General features: G+C 71.6%; 16 protein-coding genes. 11 read left to right on the top strand and 5 right to left on the bottom strand.

Annotation, left to right across the window (positions count from 1 at the left end; genetic code table 11):
* Window positions 1-155 precede the first annotated feature (155 nt).
* Entirely contained in the window at window positions 156-503 is a 348-nt protein-coding gene (locus IR155_RS04700) for a MerR family transcriptional regulator (RefSeq protein WP_135113644.1), read from the bottom strand.
* A gap of 187 nt (window positions 504-690) precedes the next feature.
* On the opposite strand from IR155_RS04700, the gene IR155_RS04695 reads away from it, so the two are divergent.
* Window positions 691-1,812, top strand: a complete 1,122-nt coding sequence (locus tag IR155_RS04695; protein WP_209306734.1) for a glycosyltransferase family 4 protein — start codon at window positions 691-693, stop codon at window positions 1,810-1,812.
* A 24-nt stretch (window positions 1,813-1,836) separates the two neighbouring features.
* Window positions 1,837-3,747, top strand: coding sequence for a glycogen debranching N-terminal domain-containing protein (locus IR155_RS04690; protein WP_135113642.1), 1,911 nt, complete (start codon window positions 1,837-1,839; stop codon window positions 3,745-3,747).
* A gap of 22 nt (window positions 3,748-3,769) precedes the next feature.
* On the opposite strand, the gene IR155_RS04685 is transcribed toward IR155_RS04690, so the two are convergent.
* From IR155_RS04685 to IR155_RS04675, 3 genes are read right to left on the bottom strand one after another with little or no spacing between them, the layout of a single operon-like run.
* Window positions 3,770-4,165, bottom strand: coding sequence for a type II toxin-antitoxin system VapC family toxin (locus IR155_RS04685; protein ID WP_135113641.1), 396 nt, complete (start codon window positions 4,163-4,165; stop codon window positions 3,770-3,772).
* A gap of 4 nt (window positions 4,166-4,169) precedes the next feature.
* On the bottom strand, window positions 4,170-4,445 hold the full coding sequence (locus tag IR155_RS04680; RefSeq protein ID WP_135113640.1) for a type II toxin-antitoxin system Phd/YefM family antitoxin: 276 nt from the start codon (window positions 4,443-4,445) through the stop codon (window positions 4,170-4,172).
* A gap of 32 nt (window positions 4,446-4,477) precedes the next feature.
* Window positions 4,478-5,605 (bottom strand): hypothetical protein, encoded by a 1,128-nt coding sequence (locus IR155_RS04675; RefSeq protein WP_135113639.1) that lies wholly within the window; start codon window positions 5,603-5,605, stop codon window positions 4,478-4,480.
* 303 nt (window positions 5,606-5,908) lie between these two features.
* Between IR155_RS04675 and rpsA the strand changes: the two genes are divergently transcribed.
* From rpsA to IR155_RS04635, 8 genes are all read left to right on the top strand, one after another.
* A complete protein-coding gene (gene rpsA / locus IR155_RS04670) occupies window positions 5,909-7,360 on the top strand; it encodes a 30S ribosomal protein S1 (RefSeq protein ID WP_135113638.1) in 1,452 nt (483 codons plus the stop codon).
* A gap of 182 nt (window positions 7,361-7,542) precedes the next feature.
* On the top strand, window positions 7,543-8,913 hold the full coding sequence (locus IR155_RS04665; protein ID WP_135113637.1) for an HNH endonuclease signature motif containing protein: 1,371 nt from the start codon (window positions 7,543-7,545) through the stop codon (window positions 8,911-8,913).
* A gap of 151 nt (window positions 8,914-9,064) precedes the next feature.
* A complete protein-coding gene (locus tag IR155_RS04660) occupies window positions 9,065-10,054 on the top strand; it encodes an ABC transporter ATP-binding protein (RefSeq protein ID WP_135113636.1) in 990 nt (329 codons plus the stop codon).
* Window positions 10,051-11,091: an aliphatic sulfonate ABC transporter substrate-binding protein gene (locus tag IR155_RS04655; RefSeq protein ID WP_135113635.1), complete on the top strand. Its 1,041-nt coding sequence runs from the start codon at window positions 10,051-10,053 to the stop codon at window positions 11,089-11,091. The genes IR155_RS04660 and IR155_RS04655 overlap by 4 nt, the downstream gene beginning before the upstream one ends.
* Window positions 11,088-11,927, top strand: coding sequence for an ABC transporter permease (locus tag IR155_RS04650; RefSeq protein WP_194210296.1), 840 nt, complete (start codon window positions 11,088-11,090; stop codon window positions 11,925-11,927). The genes IR155_RS04655 and IR155_RS04650 overlap by 4 nt, the downstream gene beginning before the upstream one ends.
* Window positions 11,924-13,924 carry an acetate--CoA ligase gene (gene acs / locus IR155_RS04645; protein WP_409366544.1) on the top strand — a complete coding sequence of 667 codons (2,001 nt, stop codon included), beginning with the start codon at window positions 11,924-11,926 and terminating at the stop codon, window positions 13,922-13,924. The genes IR155_RS04650 and acs overlap by 4 nt, the downstream gene beginning before the upstream one ends.
* Window positions 13,921-15,267 carry an O-acetylhomoserine aminocarboxypropyltransferase/cysteine synthase family protein gene (locus tag IR155_RS04640; RefSeq protein WP_135113634.1) on the top strand — a complete coding sequence of 449 codons (1,347 nt, stop codon included), beginning with the start codon at window positions 13,921-13,923 and terminating at the stop codon, window positions 15,265-15,267. Before acs ends, IR155_RS04640 begins: the two co-directional genes overlap by 4 nt.
* Window positions 15,264-15,806 carry a CoA-binding protein gene (locus IR155_RS04635; RefSeq protein ID WP_135113633.1) on the top strand — a complete coding sequence of 181 codons (543 nt, stop codon included), beginning with the start codon at window positions 15,264-15,266 and terminating at the stop codon, window positions 15,804-15,806. Before IR155_RS04640 ends, IR155_RS04635 begins: the two co-directional genes overlap by 4 nt.
* Window positions 15,807-15,819: 13 nt before the next feature.
* Here the strand turns inward: IR155_RS04635 and IR155_RS04630 are convergent, their stop codons facing one another.
* On the bottom strand, window positions 15,820-16,182 hold the full coding sequence (locus IR155_RS04630) for a VOC family protein (protein WP_135113632.1): 363 nt from the start codon (window positions 16,180-16,182) through the stop codon (window positions 15,820-15,822).
* A 102-nt stretch (window positions 16,183-16,284) separates the two neighbouring features.
* Here IR155_RS04630 and IR155_RS04625 point away from each other — a divergent pair, with 102 nt between their 5' ends.
* A complete protein-coding gene (locus IR155_RS04625) occupies window positions 16,285-16,938 on the top strand; it encodes an HAD-IA family hydrolase (protein ID WP_209306733.1) in 654 nt (217 codons plus the stop codon).
* The last annotated feature ends 59 nt before the right edge of the window (window positions 16,939-16,997 follow it).

Below are 16,997 nucleotides of genomic sequence, written 5' to 3'. Positions count from 1 at the left end.
TCGTTGGGAGGGAGGGACATGAGGACTCCTCGGAGCGATGCTGGACGTGGCGGATGTCCCGGGAGAGTCCGAGCGATCGCCTCCCCCAAGGTGATCCTGCGAGAACCCTAGCGCGGCAGCGGCCTCCCGCGCGGGGGAAGGGGTGCCCGACCGCGTCAGGCCGAGGACGTCTGCTGCTCGTCGCGGCCGCGGAGCCCGGCGAGCTCGTCCTCGAGCGATTCGACGCGTCGGCGCAGGGCGAGCACCTTGCGCACCCCGGCGAGGGTGACGCCCTCGTCCGTGAGGTCGAGCACCTCTCGAAGCTGCTCCACCTCGAGCCGCGAGTAGCGGCGCTGACCGCCGTCCGAGCGCTCGGGCGACACGATGTCCTGGTCGTCGAGGCGGCGCAGCGCGGCCGGCGGAATCCCCAGCAGCGCCGACACCTGGCCGATCGTGTAGAACGGCGCGTCGTCGTCCTGCAGCGGCCCGCCTTCGGCCTGCTTCCTGTTCGTCGGTTCCGTCATCGCCGTGATCCCATCCGTCCCTCCATGCTACGACGGGCGTCGGGACTGTTCGAGGGTTCTGCGACTCCAAGCGCGAACAAACCTCCATTTGCACAAGGAGGTTTGCTCTTCGTAATCTGGCAATGATTCGGCTCGATCCGAGAGCCTTCACCCGCCCGCGACGCGCTGATGAGGAGGAGGACCGCGCATGTCGCTGATCGTCGAACGAGAGGGATCCATCCACGAGGGGAACTCGGGACGCCCGCTGCGGATCGGGATGGTCGCACCACCCTGGTTCGAGCTGCCGCCGCGAGGGTACGGCGGGACGGAGGCCGTCGTGGCGAGCCTTGTGGATCAGCTCGTCGACCGAGGGCATGAGGTCACGCTCGTCGCGTCGGGGGAGCCGCGCACCCGCGCCCAGCGGCACGTGCGCGTGTACGACCAGCCGCCGTCCCATCTGCTCGGCTCGAGCGTGATGCCCGAGCTCGTGCTCGCCGCGGAGGCCGCCGCGGCGCTCGATGACCTCGACCTCGACGTGGTGCACGACAACTCGGCGGCCGGGCCGCTGCTCGCTCGCGGCCGGGACATCCCGACCGTCGCGACGATGCACGGGCCCGTCGCGGGCGAGAACGGCGACTACTTCCGCCGGCTGGGTTCCTCGATCGATCTGGTCGCGATCTCCCACGCGCAGCGCCACCAGGCGCCGGGTCTCAACTGGGTCGGCACCGTGCACAACGGCATCGACGTGGCGAGCTTCCCCTTCCGTGAGAACAAGAGCGACGTTGTGCTCTGGATCGGACGCTTCAGCCCCGACAAGGGCGCGCACCTCGCGATCGAGGCCGCGCGGCGGGCGGGGCGCCGCATCCTGCTTGCGGGAAAGCTGTCCGAGGCGGCGGAGCGGGACTACTTCGAGCGTGAGGTGCGGCCGCTGCTCGGCCGGGATGCCGAGTACCTGGGCGAGGCGGATGGGTCCCTCAAGCGCGAGCTGTTCGCCATGGCCGCGTGCCTGCTCTTCCCGATCCAGTGGGAGGAGCCGTTCGGGATGGTCATGGCCGAGGCGCTCGCGTGCGGCACGCCCGTCGTGGCGACGCCGCGAGGAAGCGTCCCCGAGATCGTGCGCCATGGCGAGACCGGCTTCGTCGTCGACGGCGTGGACGCGCTGGCGCAGGCGGTCGGGCGCGCCGCGGAGATCGACCCCGCTGCCTGCCGTCGTGATGCCGAGCAGCGCTTCGACCTGCCGGTGATGGCGGCGGGCTATGAGCGGGTGTACCGCATGCTGGCAGAGGGCAGCGAGTCGATCCGGACGCTCACGGCGACGCCGGCAGCCTGACCGTCGTGAAGGAGCAGTGAGGGAATGACGTCGGACGCGGCGCTGTGGCAGCCACTGCTTCACGACAGCGAGATCGTGCTGCGCGCCCCGACGCAGGTCTGGTCGGGGTCGGACGGGTCCATGGGTGGTGCGCCGATCGACGGCGTCTTCCACGGCGACGTGCGGCACATCCGCTCGGCGGAGCTCACCTGCGACGAGTCTCCGATCGAGTGGATCGGATCGACGCGTCAGGGTGCGTCGCGGATGGTGTTCTCGGGTCTGCTGCGCGGGATCGACGACGCGATGCCGGACCCGCGTGTGCGCCTGACCCGCGAGCGCGTCGTGGAGGCGGGCGCGATGCGCGAGCGCCTTGTGCTGCGGAACGGACGCGACGTGCCCGTCGAGGCGACGCTGCGCGTGAGGGTGCGTCCCGAGTTCGCATCGCTGCACGCGGTCAAAGCCGGTGACGTCGCTCCCGCGGCGTTCGAGATGAGCGTCGCAGAGGGCTCGGCCGTGGTCAGCGCCGGGGCGCAGCGGTTCGCCCTGACCGCGGGCGACGGCGCGGTCCGGCTGGGGGAGGGCGTGGTCGACGTCGAATGGCGCGTCCGCGCATCCGCCGGCGGGGAGGCCGAGGCGTCCTGGAGCGTTGCCCTCGCGGACGACGCCCTCGTGGTGCGGGCGCCCGAGCGCTCCGCCCCGTGGGATGCGAGCGCGCTCGCCGCATCCTGGCTCGGCACCGAGCCGCGCCTCGCGCGGTGGCTGCGGACCGCGCTCGACGACCTCGATGCGCTCCGCCTCGCGCTCCCGGACCATCCCGAGGACGACTTCTACGCCGCCGGCGCTCCGTGGTTCTTCACGCTGTTCGGCCGGGACTCGATCTGGACCGCGCGGCTGCTGCTGCCGATCGACGTCGGCGTCGCGGCGTCGACGCTGCGGGTGCTCGCCCGACTGCAGGGCACCGAGGATCATCCGGCGTCGGCGCAGGAGCCAGGCAAGATCCTGCACGAGCTGCGGGCGACGAGCCTGGAGATCCCGGGGGAGCAGGTCGTGCTGCCACCGCGCTACTACGGCAGCGTCGACGCGACCCCGCTGTGGATCTGCCTGCTCGCGGATGCGTGGCGCGCCGGGATGCCGGAGGACGAGGTGCGAGCGCTCCTGCCGACCCTGCGTCGCGCGCTCTCGTGGCTGACCGAGCACGGAGACAGCGACGGCGACGGCTTCATCGACTACCTCGACCGTTCGGGCCGGGGCCTGGCGAACCAGGGGTGGAAGGACTCCGGCGACTCGATCCAGCAGCGGGAGGGCGCCCTCGCTCGGGGCCCGATCGCGCTGTGCGAGGTGCAGGGGTACGCGTACGAGGCGGCGCTCGCGGGCGCAGACATCCTCGATCACTTCTCCGACGGGGCCGAGCCGACCGCGCACCTGCGCGACTGGGCGGCGGCGCTGCGCGCGCGCTTCGCCCGTGCCTACTGGATCGAGACGCCGGAGGGGAGGTACCCGGCCGTCGCCCTGGATCGCGACAAGCGCCCGGTCGACACGCTCACCAGCAACATCGGGCACCTGCTGGGCACCGGCATCCTGGACCCGGAGGACGAGCGCCACGTCGCTTCCCTGCTGCTGGGCGACACGATGGCCTCCGGCTTCGGGATCCGCACGATGTCGACCGGGGCATCCGGATACTGGCCGCTGTCGTACCACGGCGGGAGCGTCTGGACCCACGACACCGCGATCGCCGCCCACGGCATGCTGCGCGCCGGGCTGCACGACGAGGCGCGCACCGTCACGGAGGGAATGCTGGCCGCGGCGGCCGCGTTCGACTACCGCATCCCCGAGCTCCACAGCGGGGATCCGCTGTCGGAGACCCTCGCTCCGGCGCCGTACCCGGCGGCCTGCCGCCCGCAGGCCTGGTCGGCCGCCGCGGCGGTGGTGGCCTTGAGCGTCCTAAGCGGGGGATGACCGGCATCCGGACCCGACGAGGTCACGCCGGCGCGATGACGGCGACGCCGACCGAGCGGGCGGCATCCGCGAGCCGGGCGTCGTAGGTCACGATCCCATCGAGTTCATCCCCGACCGCGAGCGCGGCCGCGAGGTGGATCGCGTCGAGGCTGCGCAGTGACACCGGATCGAGGCGGCCGGCGGCGTCCAGGATCTGCGGAGTGAGCGCGATCAGCGCGAGGCTGTCCAGCACGAGGCGTGCCTGCGGGGTCGCGTCGGGATCCGCGCGGCGCAGCGAGCGCATCAGCTCGGTGCGGGCGAGGTCCGAGCTGATGAGGGTGCGATCATCCTGCGATCTGCCCCATGCGAGCAGGGCATCGCTCTCCGCCTCGCGGCGCGCGAGCTTCACCAAGGCGGACGTGTCGAGGTAGTGCACCATCCCGTCAGTACCGCTCTTCGTCGCGCATCGCCATCAGCGCTGCCGTCGCGGTGCTGTCGGGGTCGACGTCGCCACCGGGCAGGGAGAGGGCGGCGAAGGGACGACGCGCGGGGCGGACCGAGCCGGCGGCTCTCATCTGATCCAGCGGGGACTGCGGCAGTGGCGAGAGCTGCGCGACCGGCCTTCGGCGGTCGGTGACGACCACGGTCTCACCCGCTGCCACGCGCGCGACGACGGCCGACGCGTTCTGCTTGAGCTCTCGGATGCCGATGTGCTCCATGTGCTTCATTGTAGAACATCGCCGACTCCCGCTCAGTACAAGTACGTGCGCTGGGAGCGGAGGACGACGTGATTCGCGAGGCGGCGGATCTCGGGCGTGATCACGCCGAACGCGCCGGGAGCGCTCAGGAGCGCGAGCCGATCGAGCACCTCCGTCGCCGCGTCGCAGTCTCGGTCGAGCGCCGCGATCGGCGCCGAGAGCAGCGAGGTGACCTCCGCGAGGTGTGTCCCCACGCCGTCCGCGACGGCGACCAGGGCGAGCGTCGCCGCCGGCGGGATCGGCGACGCGTACCAGCGGTCGCGCTGGCTGAATTCGACCACGGCCGTGCTGATGTCCAGCCGGCTGCGCTTGTCCGCGAACCGACCCCTTCTCGTCCTGAGCACCTGTCCTTGCAGCCTGCGGAGCAGTCGGAGGCGCCACGCGGCGTCCGTCAATCCGGCAGCGGGTGCTCGGTCCCAGGCCAGCGTGTGTGCGAGTTCCTCGGTGAAGCCGGCCGGCAGGCGCCCATCCGGGCCCTGTGCCAGGCCCTCGCCGACTGCGTCCAGGGCGGTCGCGAAAGCCGCGGTGAGAGCGCTGAGCTCCGCTGGTCGCAGGGGCTCGGGGCGCAGCAGTCCGCGCTCCTGAAGATGCGACTCCATCGCCACGCGGTCGGGTGGGAGCAGGCGGGCGAAAAGGCCGGCGAGCGACGAGTCCAGGGGTGCCGCGCCCGAGTGCCACGGATCGGCGAGGCGGGGCACGAACCCGAACTCGATGTCGAAGTCGTGCTGCAGCAGCGCCGGGTCGACGGGCGTGGGCTCGTCCCACCACGCGACGTCCGGACGGCGGGACGGCTGGCCGCACCGCAGCAGGCGCACGGCGGAGTCGCCGACGTGGGCTGGCTCCGAGCCGCTCACGACGATCCGGTATCGCCCTTCGGCGGGCTCGGCGACGTGAAGCCCCGCGTCTTCCCAGCCCCACCCGACGCGTCGCAGATCGGCGAGCGGTGTCCAGGACTCACTGAGCGCGAGCCACTCGTCTTCGCCACCGGTGACCATCTGCATCGCCCGCGCAACGGTGTGGATCGGGGCGTGGCTCAGCATCCGGAATGTCCAGGCGTCATCCGGACTGTGGACCGGGATGACGTCGACGGTGGAGAAGCGTGAGCTCTGTGAGGAGAACATGTCGCCACGGTAGGCACGGGCAGGCTCGCGCGTGGGGCGATCCGGCGGCTGTCGGGGATAGAGTCGCAGACGGCGGGACTGTGGACGAGAGGCCGATGCGTTCGGCATCCGGACCCCCGATTCTGGTACCCTGGACTGTCACGCGTGTGCGCGTCGTCCGGGCTGTCCCGGGACGGACCCACGCGAGACGTACGAACACAATCCAACTGCCGCGGCTCGACCGTGGTCCCGCGCGTCCGGACATCCGGGGGTGTGAGACCGAGCCAAGGCCCGAGAAAACCTCCAACAAGGACAACCCACTACATGACTAACGCAACGACCGCCCCGGCCACCAAGCAGGTCGCGATCAACGACATCGGCTCTGCTGAGGACTTCCTGGCCGCGGTCGAGAAGACCCTCAAGTCCTTCAACGACGGCGACATCATCGAGGGCACGATCGTCAAGATCGACCGCGACGAGGTGCTGCTGGACGTGAGCTTCAAGACCGAGGGCGTCATCCCCTCGCGCGAGCTCTCCATCAAGCACGACGTCGACCCCAACGAGGTCGTCAGCGTCGGCGACGTCGTCGAGGCCCTCGTTCTCCAGAAGGAGGACAAGGAAGGCCGTCTGATCCTGTCGAAGAAGCGCGCGCAGTACGAGCGCGCCTGGGGCGACGTGGAGAAGATCAAGGAGAACGACGGGGTCGTCACCGGCACCGTCATCGAGGTCGTCAAGGGTGGCCTCATCGTCGACATCGGCCTCCGCGGCTTCCTGCCGGCCTCGCTCATCGAGCTGCGCCGCGTCCGCGACCTCACGCCGTACCTCGGCCAGGAGATCGAGGCCAAGATCCTCGAGCTCGACAAGAACCGCAACAACGTCGTGCTGTCGCGCCGCGCCCTCCTCGAGGAGACGCAGTCGGCCACGCGCACGCAGTTCCTGAACAACCTGCACAAGGGTCAGGTCCGCAAGGGCGTCGTCTCGTCGATCGTCAACTTCGGTGCGTTCGTCGACCTGGGCGGCGTTGACGGCCTCGTGCACGTCTCCGAGCTCTCGTGGAAGCACATCGAGCACGCCTCCGAGGTCGTCGAGGTGGGCCAGGAGGTCACCGTCGAGATCCTCGAGGTCGACCTCGACCGCGAGCGCGTCTCGCTGTCGCTCAAGGCGACGCAGGAGGACCCGTGGCAGGTCTTCGCCCGCACCCACGCGATCGGTCAGATCACGCCGGGCAAGGTCACCAAGCTCGTTCCGTTCGGTGCGTTCGTCCGCGTCGCGGACGGCATCGAGGGCCTCGTGCACATCTCGGAGCTGTCGGCCAAGCACGTCGAGCTCGCCGAGCAGGTCGTGTCGGTCGGCGAAGAGGTCTTCGTCCGCGTCATCGACATCGACCTCGACCGTCGCCGCATCTCGCTCTCGCTCAAGCAGGCGAACGAGATGGTCGACCCCAACGGCACCGAGTTCGACCCGGCGCTGTACGGCATGGTCACCGAGTACGACGAGAACGGCGAGTACAAGTACCCCGAGGGCTTCGACCCCGAGACCAACCAGTGGCTCGAGGGCTTCGACGAGGCCCGCGAGAAGTGGGAGCAGGAGTACGCCGCTGCTCAGGCTCGCTGGGAGCAGCACAAGACGCAGGTCGCCAAGGCCCTCGAGGCCGAGGCAGAGGCGGGCGACGAGTTCGCCGCCGGCCAGTCGTTCAGCTCGGAGTCGGCCGGCGCCGGCACCCTTGCCGACGACGAGGCCCTCGCCGCTCTGCGCGAGAAGCTGGCCGGTCGCTGATCCTCAGCTGACTGACTGACACGGGGTCGGATCCTTCGGGATCCGGCCCCGTTTCTCGTTCTGCGGGCGGCTGCAGCCCGGGCCTCTCGTCCACAGGATCGGGTCGGGCGGGGTTATCCGCGGATGAGCGGTTCTACGCGCTGACCGGGGAGAATGTCGGTGGTCGCCGTTTGAATGGCGGCATGGACTTCCTCACCGAGCTGCAGGGCCGCGTCGACGCTGTGACGTCGACGACGGTTCCCGACGCCGCCGCGGTGAGGGCGCTTCCGGACGACGCTGTGATCGCGCTGATGCGGGCCGGGGCGGAGCTCGTGCGCTTCGGTCAGGGGATCCAGGCCGTCGCGGCGGGCGTCGCCGCGTCGCGGTCGCGGCCGGCGGACGGGCACGGCGGGCTGGCGCAATCGCGCGGGCACCGCAACGCGGTCGAGATGGTGCAGGAGCTGTCGGGCGGGTCGAAGGCGGACGCGGCCCGGCAGGTGCGGATTGGGCAGGCCCTGCTGGAGGGCGTTGCCGATGCTTCGCCGGACGACGCCGCCGGGCCGGTGGAGACGTGGCACGAGTGCCTGGATCGCGCGCTGCGGGAGGGAGCGTGCACCGCCGCGCAGATGGACGCGATCCTCCGCGGGCTCGGGGCTCCGCCCGAGGGAGCGGTGGACGTCTGGCGCCTCGCGTGCGAGCAGCTGCTGCTCGAGGTGCCGCACCGCACTGTCGAGGACCTGCGCCTCGCGGCGCAGAGCGTGCGGGATGAGCTCGACCCGGAGGGCGCGGAGGAGCGGTTCCTGGCGCGGTTCGACCGCCGGTCGTTCCGGATGTGGACCGATGTCGACGGCGTTCAGCGGGCCTCCTTCGCGTTCGACGATGACGGCGCCGCCCTGCTGCGGTCGGTGATCGCCGCGGCGATGCGTCCGCGGCGGGGAGGTCCGCGGTTCGTCGACTCCGCAGAACGGGAGCGGGCAAAGGCGCTGGTGGAGGATCCGCGCTCCAACGAGCAGCTCGCCTACGACGTGATCCTGGGTGTGCTGCGCGCCGGAGCTGTCGCCGACGCCGAGAAGGTGTTCGGCACCCGGCAGCCCGGCGTGCGGGTCGTCGTCGTGGAGGGCGCTCCGGTCGGGCACACCGAGGACGGCGGGCATCCGCTGCCCGCGCCGGCGGTCGAGCAGCAGATCTGCGACACCGGGGTGAGGGAGGTCACGGTCGACTCGTGCGGGAACCCGCTGGATGTGGGCAGGGAGCAGCGGCTGTTCACGCCGAAGCAGCGCATCGCCCTGGCGGTGCGCGACGGCGGATGCACCTGGCCGGGGTGCGGGATGCCGGCCTCCTACTGCGAGGCGCACCACATCGACGAATGGTCCGCGCACAAGGGTCGCACCGACGTGGGCCGCGGGGTGCTGCTGTGCCGGTTCCATCACATGAACCTCCATCACCGCGGGCATCGCATCACCCGCGATGCGCTCGGACCGTTTGTGCTCCGCCCGCCCGGCGGGCCACCGGTCGAGCTGCGATCCCGATCCCCGCTGCGCTGGATGTGGGATCCACCACCGCGGGCCGCGTGAGGCGCTGCTCGGCGATGAGCTGCCGATCGAGCGCCTGCGGGTGACACCCGCCGGAACCCCATCTACCGCCGATCTGCCCGGATGGGCGGACTGTGTCGCAATATTGCACCCGGATTCGTGAGCCGAGACACGAAACGCAAGCATTGTGCTCATGCCCTCCGCCGTCGCCGTGCAAGAGACCGCCGCGTCGACGCGTGCCGGGGCCGGCGCCGTGAGTCTCACGGAGGTCGGCCGCGCGTTCGCGTCGCCGACGGGCACCCGCGAGGTGCTGCAGGGCGTCGACATCCGGATCGCGCCCGGCGAGATCCTGTCGGTCATCGGCCCCTCGGGCTGCGGCAAGTCGACGCTGCTGCGCCTCATCGCGGGCCTCGACGCCCCGAGCACCGGCTCCATCGCGGTCGACGGGACGTCGATCAGCGACACCGACGAGCGGACCGCCGTCGCCTTCCAGGAGCCGCGCCTGCTTCCCTGGCGCACGCTCGCCCAGAACGTCGAGCTCGGCCTGCCGCGCGAGACCCAGCGCAGCGGCGCCGGTCGGCGCGCCGGACGCGAGCGCGTGCGCGAGCTTCTGCACCTCGTGGGCCTCGACCACGCGGCCGACCAGCGCCCCCGCGAGGTCTCCGGCGGGATGGCGCAGCGGGCCTCGCTCGCCCGCGCGCTCGCCCGCAACCCCGACGTGCTGCTGCTTGACGAGCCGTTCGGCGCGCTCGACGCGCTCACCCGCCTGCGCATGCAGGACCTGCTGCTCGACATCCACGCGGCGCAGCCGACGACCATCGTGCTCGTCACCCACGACGTCGAGGAGGCGCTGTACCTCGGCGACCGGGTGCTGCTGCTCCGCTCGCTGCACGCCCCCGCGGTCGATGCCCCGGCGGCCGAGGTCCGTGCGCGCGTGCTCGCCCTCGGCTCGGGCGCCGGCATCGGCGCATCCGGTGCGGCGCTGCCCGCCGCCGTCGAGCGGCACCTGGCGCCTCCGGCTCCGGCCGCGTCCGCCGGATCCATCGCCCGGGTCGTCACCGTCCCCGGAACACGACCTCGCGACCGTGCGGACCGCACGCTCGCGGACCTGCGCGCCACCCTCCTCGAGGGCCTCGGCGTGCCCACCCATCACCACCAGCTCGCATCCAAGGAGAACCGATGAGCACCGTCATCCGCCGCACAGCCCCCGCGATCCTCCTCACGGGCGCCATGGCGATGCTCGCCACGGGATGCGTCGCCGGTGAGAACGCCGCGGCTCCCGCGGACGCCTCCGGTGCCGAGGCCCCCGGCGAGTGGTCGACCGACACGGTCACCGTCGACTGGGCGACCTACAACCCGCTCAGCCTTGTCGTGAAGGACCAGGGCCTCATCGAGGAGGCGCTCGGCGACGACGTCACCGTCGAGTGGGTGCAGTCGGCCGGATCGAACAAGGCGAACGAGTTGCTGCGCTCCGGATCGGCGGACGTCGCCTCGACGGCCGGCTCGGCCGCGCTGTTCGCCCGCGCCAACGGCTCGCCCATCAAGGTCATCGACATCTACTCGCAGCCCGAGTGGTCGGCGATCGTCGTCGGCGCGGACAGCGACATCACCTCGGTCGAGCAGCTCGAGGGAGCCTCGATCGCCGCGACGAAGGGCACCGACCCGTACTTCTTCCTGCTGCAGGCGCTCGAGGAGGCCGGCCTGTCGGTCGACGACGTCGAGGTGCAGAACCTGCAGCACGCCGACGGCCGCGCGGCCCTCGAGGGCGGCTCGGTCGACGCGTGGGCGGGCCTCGACCCGATCATGGCGGCCGCCGAGGTCGAGTCGGGCGCGAAGCTCATCTACCGGAACGTCGACTTCAACACGTACGGGTTCCTGAACGCGACCGAGGACTTCATCGACAACCACGGCGACGTGGCGCAGGTCGTCGTCGACGCGTACGAGGAGGCTCGCGCCTGGGCCCTGGAGCACCCGGAGGAGACCGCGGCGCTGCTCGCGGAGGCCGCCGGCATCGCGCCGGAGGTGGCCGCCACCGTCATCCAGGAGCGCTCGAACCTGGATGTCTCGGGTGTGCCCGGTGAGGACCAGCTCGCGGTCCTCGAGAAGATCGCGCCGGTGATCGTCGACTCCGGCGACGTCGCCGGCGGCGAGCAGGCCGTCGCGGACGCCCTCGACTCGATCGTCGAGGACAGCTTCGCGAAGCAGGCAACGGGCCAGTGACGTCCCAGCCGAACGCGGCGGCGGTGGGCGGCGACGCCCCCGCCGCCGTGGCGCGCGCGGACGCGGCAGCCCGCCCGTTCTGGACGCGGCGATCGACCCGCATCCTCGGCGGCCTGCTGCTGCCCGTCGTGGTCATCCTGGTCTGGCACCTGGTCACGGCCGGTGGCCTGGTGCCCGCCTACCGCCTTCCCGGGCCGTTCGCCGTGGTGCAGGCAGCCGGCCAGCTGCTCGAGAACGGCGAGCTCGGCCTGCACATCGCCATCTCGACGCAGCGCGTGGTGATCGGCTTCCTCGCCGGGGCGCTCGTCGGCCTGGCCGCCGCCTCGGTCGTGGGGCTGTCGCGACTCGGCGACATCCTGCTCAGCCCGACCCTCGTCGCGCTGCGCGCCGTGCCGTCCCTCGCGTGGGTGCCGCTGCTGATCCTGTGGCTGCGCATCGGCGAGGAGTCGAAGATCACGCTCATCGCGATCGGCGCGTTCTTCCCCGTCTACACGACCGTCGCCGCGGCGCTGCGCCGCGTCGACCCGCACCTCGTCGAGGCCGGCCGCTCGTTCGGCCTGCGCGGCTGGTCGCTGCTGCGCACGATCCAGCTTCCCGCCGTGGTCCCCTCGCTCGTGTCGGGACTCCGGCTGGCGATGGCGCAGGCGTGGCTCTTCCTCGTCGCGGCCGAGCTGCTCGGCGCCTCGATGGGCCTCGGCTGGCTGCTGTCCGACTCGGGAACGACGGGACGCGTCGACCGCATCCTGCTCGCGATCGTGCTGCTCGCGTTGCTGGGCACCCTGACAAATGCGCTGCTCGTGCTGTTCGAGCGCGCCGTGCTGCGGAGGTGGCTGTGAGCGAGACAGTGATCGACGAGGCCCGCCTCACCGAGACCCGCGCCTACCCGGCGCCGGCAGGCCTCGCTGCCGAGGCGAACGTCGGCGCCGAGGCGTACGACCGGGCGGCGGCCGATCCGGTCGCGTTCTGGGAGGAAGCCGCCCGGCGCCTCGACTGGGCCGAGCCCTGGCACACCGCGCACGAGTGGCAGCCGCCGGAGCCCGGCGCGGACGGGGAGCTGAGCGTCCCCGCCGCGCATTGGTTCGTCGGCGGCCGCCTGAACGTCGCCTACAACTGCGTCGACCGCCACGTCGAGGCGGGCCGCGGCGACAAGGTCGCGCTTCACTTCGAGGGCGAGCCCGGCGACCGCGTCGCCGTGACCTACGCTGACCTGCAGCGCCGCGTCTCGCAGGCGGCGAACGGCCTGCTGTCGCTCGGCATCGAGCCGGGCGACCGCGTGGTCGTCTACCTTCCCGTCCTGATCGAGACGGTCGTCATCGCGCTCGCGTGTGCGCGGATCGGTGCCGTGCACTCCCTGGTGTTCGGCGGCTTCTCGGTCGAGGCGGTGCGATTCCGGATCGAGGACACCGGCGCGAAGCTGCTCGTCACGAGCGACGGACAGTGGCGCCGCGGCAGCGCCGTGGAGGTCAAATCGGCCGCCGACAGAGCCGCCGCCGACGTGCCGCACCTCGAGCACGTGCTCGTCGTGCGCCGCACGGGCCAGGACGTGCCGTGGACGGACGCGCGGGACGTGTGGTGGCACGACGTGGTCGACACCGCCCCCGAGACGCACGAGCCCGTCGCGTTCGACGCCGAGCATCCGCTGTTCATCATCTACACCTCCGGCACGACCGGGAAGCCGAAGGGCCTTGTGCACACGTCGGGCGGCTACCTGACGCACGCGAGCTGGGCGCACTGGGCGCACTTCGACGCGAAGCCGGATGACGTCCACTGGTGCACAGCGGATCTCGCCTGGGTCACCGCGCACACCTACGAGCTGTACGGCCCGCTGTCGAACGGCCTGACCCAGGTGATCTACGAGGGAACGCCCGACACCCCCACGCAGGAGCGGCACCTCGAGATCATCGAGCGCTACGGCGTGACGGTGTACTACACGGCGCCCACGCTGATCCGGACCTTCATGACCTGGTGGGGCGAGCGGATCCCCGAGGGCCACGACCTGTCGACCCTGCGCCTGCTCGGCACCGTCGGCGAGGCGATCAACCCCGAGGCGTGGGTGTGGTTCCGCCGCAACCACGGCCGCGACGAGCTTCCCGTCGTCGACACGTGGTGGCAGTCGGAGACCGGGGCCGCGATGATCGCGCCCCTGCCGGGCGCGACCACGCTGAAGCCCGGATCGGCGACGGTTCCGCTTCCCGGGATCGACGCGGCGGTCGTCGACGAGAGCGGCGAGCCCGTCTCACCGGGGCGATCCGGCACGCTCGTCGTGCGGCGCCCGTGGCCGGGAATGGCCCGCACCGTGTGGGGGAACCCGGAGCGCTACCGCGACTCGTACTGGGCCCCCTACGCGGGCAAGGGCCCGCACGGCGGCTACTACGTCGCGGGTGACGGCGCGACGGTGGACGAGGACGGCTACATCTGGATCCTCGGCCGCCTCGACGACGTCGTGAACGTGTCGGGCCATCGGCTCTCCACCATCGAGATCGAGTCGGCGCTCGTCGCGCATCCGGCCGTCGGCGAGGCGGGCGTCGCGGGCGTCGCGGATCCGCTCACCGGACAGGCGGTCGCGGCGTTCGTCGCCGTCCGCGAGCCGGTCGACGTGGACGCGCTGCGCGCCCAGGTCGCCCGCGACATCGGCCCCGTCGCGAAGCCGAAGCACGTCGTGTTCGTCCCCGAGCTGCCGAAGACGCGCTCGGGCAAGATCCTGCGCCGCCTGCTCGCGCAGCTGTGGCAGGGCGACCCGCTCGGAGACACCACGTCGCTGCAGAACCCGTGGGCCGTCGAGGGCGTGCGCGCCGCGGTGGCTGCCGCTCAGAACCAGAAGGAGACCGCATGACCGAGTCGAGATCCGAGGAGCACCGTTTCGGGTTCCGCACCCGCGCGCTTCACGCCGGCGGCTCGCCCGACGCCGCCACCGGCGCCCGCGCCGTGCCGATCTACCAGACGACGTCGTTCGTGTTCGACGACGCGAAGGACGCCGCGAACCTGTTCGCGCTGCAGAAGTACGGGAACATCTACTCGCGCATCGGCAACCCGACGGTGGCGGCCCTCGAGGAGCGCCTCGCCTCGCTCGAGGGCGGCATCGGCGCCGTCGCCACCGCGAGCGGCATGAGTGCCGAGTTCATCACGTTCGCCGCGCTCGTCGGCGCCGGCGATCACGTTGTCGCCTCGGCGCAGCTCTACGGCGGCACCGTCACGCAGCTGGACGTCACGCTGCGCCGGTTCGGCGTCGACACCACGTTCGTGGCCTCGAGCGACCCGGCCGACTTCGCCGCCGCGATCCGGCCGAACACGAAGGTCGTCTACACCGAGGTGATCGGCAACCCGGGCGGCGAGGTCGCCGACATCGCCGGCCTCGCGGAGGTCGCGCACGCCGCGGGCGTGCCGCTCGTGGTCGACTCCACGCTCGCGACCCCGTACCTCACCCGGCCCCTCGAGCACGGCGCCGACATCGTCATCCACTCGGTGACGAAGTTCCTCGGCGGCCACGGCACGACCCTGGGCGGCATCGTGATCGAGGCCGGCAGGTTCGACTGGGGCAACGGGAAGTTCCCCACGATGACCGAGCCCGTGCCCTCCTACGGCGGCATCAAGTGGTGGGACAACTTCGGCGAGTACGGGTTCCTCACGAAGCTCCGCAGCGAACAGCTGCGCGACATCGGCCCCGCGCTGAGCCCGCAGGCCGCGTTCAACCTGCTGCAGGGAGTGGAGACGCTGCCGCAGCGGATCGACGCGCACGTCGCGAACGCCCGGGTGGTCGCGGAGTGGCTGTCGACCGATCCGCGGGTGTCCTTCGTGACGTGGGCAGGGCTCGAGGGTCACCCGCACCGCGAGCGCGCCGAGAAGTACTTCCCGCTCGGGCCCGGCTCGGTGTTCGCCTTCGGGGTGAACCCCGCGGGCGAGCACGCCGACGATGCGCGCGCGGCCGCCGCCCGCGCTGCGGGGGAGACCTTCATCGACTCCGTGCGGCTCGCGTCGCACCTCGCGAACATCGGCGACGCGCGTACCCTGGTGATCCATCCGGCATCCACGACGCACCAGCAGCTCACACCCGAGCAGCTCGTCGCGGCCGGGGTCCCGGCCGACCTGATCCGCATCTCGGTCGGGCTCGAGGACGCCGAGGACATCATCTGGGACCTGGATCAGGCCCTCACGCAGGCGACGGGAGTCACGCGATGAGCAACGCCGGACTGGTGGCCTGCGAGCTGCCCTGGGCGAAGGAGCCGGTCGCCGGGCGCACGTGGGTCGGACCGGGCGCGCAGGAGCGCTACGACATCCTGCGCCGCACGAAGTCGATCGCGATCGTCGGGGCGTCCGACAACCCCGCGCGCGCGAGCTTCTTCGTCGCGACCTACCTGCTGTCGAGCTCGCCGTACGACGTGTACTTCGTCAACCCGCGGGCAACGACGATCCTGGGGCGTCCGGCGTACGCGTCGCTTGCCGACCTGCCGGTGGTGCCGGACCTCGTGGATGTGTTCCGCCGCCACGAGGACCTCCCGGGCGTCGCACAGGAGGCGGTCGACGTCGGCGCCAAGACGCTGTGGCTGCAGCTCGGGTCGTGGAACGAGGAGGCCGCGGCGATCGCCGAGGCCGCGGGGCTCGCGGTCGTGATGGATCGCTGCGTCAAGATCGAGCACGCCCGCTTCCACGGCGGCCTTCACCTCGCCGGCTTCGACACCGGCGTGATCAGCTCGAAGCGCCAGCTGCTCTCGCGCTGACGCCGGAGGGCGGTCAGCCCTCCATGCTGCCTTCGAAGAGACCGAGGACGTTGCCGTCGGGGTCTTCGAACAGGGCCCACCAGCTCGTCTCGGTGATCGCCTCGCGCTCCTTGAGCACCTTGCCGCCGTTGGCGGTGACCTTGGCGAGCGTGTCGTCGATCGAGTCGACCTCGACGATCGAGCGCGGCTGCGTGAAGCCGTCCTCGCGCGGGGTCAGCGCACCGCCCGAGATCTTGTTGGGGTTCTGCCACATCGGATACTCCTCGAATCCGGGCGGCGCGCTGATCTCCCAGCCGAACAGATCGGCGTAGAAGTCCTTCGCGCTCTCCAGGTCGTTGACCGGGATCTCCAGGTGGGTGACGTCGCCGTGTGCCATGACTGACCTCTCTCGCGTATCCGGGGTGGACGCGCTCACCGTATTCCCCACCGCCGACACCGGCAAGGGCGGGGCCGTCGCGAACCCGGGTAGCGTGCTGGTGTGACGATCACCCTCGAAGCGCGAGCCGTGCTGCTGGACATGGATGGGACCCTCGTCGACTCGACCGCCGTGGTCGAGCGGCTGTGGCTCGAGTGGACCGAGAAGCAGGGTCTGGATCCGGACGCCGTCCTCGCGCTTGTGCACGGGCGTCAGGCGACGAACAGCATGGCGGTGCTGCTGCCGGACCGGCCGGTGGAGATCAACCTCGCGGAGTCGCGCGAGATGCTCGCACGCGAGACGGCCGAGACCGACGGCGTCGTCGAGATCCCCGGGGCCGCGGCCCTGCTGCGGGCCCTGAAGGATGCGCCGCACGCGCTCGTGACGTCCGCCGACCTCGGGCTCGCCCGTGCGCGCATGACGGCCGCCGGTCTCGACGTCCCCGAGATCGCCGTGACCGCGGACGACGTGCGCGCGAGCAAGCCACATCCGGAGGGCTTCCTGCGGGCCGCCGAGATCCTGGGGATCACTCCCGCCGACTGCGTTGTGTTCGAGGACTCGCACGCGGGGATCCAGGCCGCGCGCGCCGCCGGAATGCGCGTCATCGGGGTGGGAGCGGCCGCCGTCGCGCACGACCCGACGCACGCCGTCGCCGACCTGCGGCAGGTGTCGGCGACGCGCACCGACGACGGCATCCTGCTGACGATCGACGCCTGAACTCCCGGGCGCCGACGGGCGCATCCGGCCGTCCCCCTCGCTGTGTGACGTCGCATGAA

It is taken from the genome of Microbacterium paludicola (assembly GCF_015235415.1).
Classification (GTDB): Bacteria; Actinomycetota; Actinomycetes; order Actinomycetales; family Microbacteriaceae; genus Microbacterium; species Microbacterium paludicola.
This window is presented reverse-complemented; position numbering and strand designations above follow the sequence as displayed.

Coding starts and splice junctions, on each gene's coding strand:
- IR155_RS04640 (WP_135113634.1), top strand. CDS start 13,921: ATGACCGAGTCGAGATCCGAGGAGCACCGTTTCGGGTTCCGCACCCGC.
- IR155_RS04665 (WP_135113637.1), top strand. CDS start 7,543: ATGGACTTCCTCACCGAGCTGCAGGGCCGCGTCGACGCTGTGACGTCG.
- IR155_RS04700 (WP_135113644.1), bottom strand. CDS start 503: ATGACGGAACCGACGAACAGGAAGCAGGCCGAAGGCGGGCCGCTGCAG.
- IR155_RS04680 (WP_135113640.1), bottom strand. CDS start 4,445: ATGGAGCACATCGGCATCCGAGAGCTCAAGCAGAACGCGTCGGCCGTC.
- IR155_RS04655 (WP_135113635.1), top strand. CDS start 10,051: ATGAGCACCGTCATCCGCCGCACAGCCCCCGCGATCCTCCTCACGGGC.
- IR155_RS04685 (WP_135113641.1), bottom strand. CDS start 4,165: ATGGTGCACTACCTCGACACGTCCGCCTTGGTGAAGCTCGCGCGCCGC.
- IR155_RS04675 (WP_135113639.1), bottom strand. CDS start 5,605: ATGTTCTCCTCACAGAGCTCACGCTTCTCCACCGTCGACGTCATCCCG.
- IR155_RS04635 (WP_135113633.1), top strand. CDS start 15,264: ATGAGCAACGCCGGACTGGTGGCCTGCGAGCTGCCCTGGGCGAAGGAG.
- IR155_RS04660 (WP_135113636.1), top strand. CDS start 9,065: ATGCCCTCCGCCGTCGCCGTGCAAGAGACCGCCGCGTCGACGCGTGCC.
- IR155_RS04695 (WP_209306734.1), top strand. CDS start 691: ATGTCGCTGATCGTCGAACGAGAGGGATCCATCCACGAGGGGAACTCG.
- rpsA (WP_135113638.1), top strand. CDS start 5,909: ATGACTAACGCAACGACCGCCCCGGCCACCAAGCAGGTCGCGATCAAC.
- IR155_RS04630 (WP_135113632.1), bottom strand. CDS start 16,182: ATGGCACACGGCGACGTCACCCACCTGGAGATCCCGGTCAACGACCTG.
- IR155_RS04690 (WP_135113642.1), top strand. CDS start 1,837: ATGACGTCGGACGCGGCGCTGTGGCAGCCACTGCTTCACGACAGCGAG.